Annotated in this window: 1 protein-coding gene; it reads right to left on the bottom strand. The window is 44.1% G+C overall.

All coding sequences use genetic code 11. The annotated features are described in order from the left end of the window. Nucleotides 1-27: 27 nt before the first annotated feature. Nucleotides 28-1094 (bottom strand): ISKra4 family transposase gene (locus ACM0OY_RS40385; protein ID WP_414574297.1). Its coding sequence is split into 2 segments (ribosomal slippage): nucleotides 28-938 and nucleotides 938-1094, totalling 1068 coding nucleotides; the frame shifts between segments, so codons are not numbered across the junction. Between the last annotated feature and the right edge of the window lie 74 nt (nucleotides 1095-1168).

Genomic DNA, 1168 nt, shown 5'->3' with positions numbered 1-1168 from the left:
CGGGAGCATCTCATTTTTTGAAGTAGCTCAAACCGATAATAATCCATTGAGGTAGGCACAACGATGAGCAAGGACTTGAGGCACATTTTCGCGCTTCCATTGCGCTCCAGAAATCTTAGTTCGACGGTCAACTTGTTTAACGGCAGATTCAACCGACCCAGAACCAATTGAACAAATTTCCTCAGCTTGATGGTATTCGTAATTGATAATGCGCTGGCGATGTTTATCGAGATAATGACAAAAGTTTTGTGCTTGTTTACCTTTGCAATCAGTAAATAAGCCTTTAGCTGCCTCTACTTGACCTTTCCAAAGTAAAGCTTGTGCTTTCTTAAGACGTTTGAGCGAACCCCCGACTTTGTGGAGGTTTTCCATGAGATGGAACCAATCAAGCACTTCTCGGCGTTGTACGTTAGGCGCTAGTTGGTCAATGATGTTCCAAATGCCGTCATGTCCATCACCAATACAAGTGACTGTGCTAGCCAGTGTTTGGTCATTCACCCAATCAATGACAACCTGATTATCTTGAAAGGACGTTCCCACAGTTCCTAGATGATGTAAGCTAATCCCTTTATAGCCCAGCCATGCACATACTTCTCCGTCAGGGGTGCGGACACGAATGTTCCCACCATCAACGCTTAATTCTTCAATCGTCTCTTCTAGTGTCGGCAATTCAAAGTTCTGGCGATGTACCAATCGTTGCTGACTACTGCGGGAAACTTGCACGCCTGTGAAATACTCAATATCTGATGCTGCATCTTCATAGCTGACATTGGCACTCACACGTAGACAGCAAATTTCCAGATACGGACTCAATTGATTACTGTTCGGGACTTCTAATTGCTGCGCCTGCTTGCTTGTTATTGGCAATTCTCCCAAAATACTTTTCAGTCGTCGTTGATATCCTGCGCTTGTGCCTGTAACCGTTTCGATAAAAAAACCCCTACTTCTGGCATGACATGCTTCTGCATTTGACTTCGCACTGCCTCTTCAATTCCTGCAAGGTTTGTTAGTCTTTCTGCTGACGTATCTTCATACAATATTTTAGCGATCGCCTGAATATGTTCTTGAAGAGCTTGCTTTTGTTCTGGGGTCATCGGTAAGTAAATACACTCGTCCTACTTATCCTGACTGATTTTCGCCTTCTTTGCAAAAAACTGGGATGCTCCCG

The sequence above is a fragment of the Nostoc sp. CCY 9925 genome, assembly GCF_963920935.1.
Lineage (GTDB): Bacteria > Cyanobacteriota > Cyanobacteriia > Cyanobacteriales > Nostocaceae > Nostoc.
Note: the sequence above shows the minus strand (reverse complement) of the source record. Positions and strands in the feature narration are given on the sequence as shown.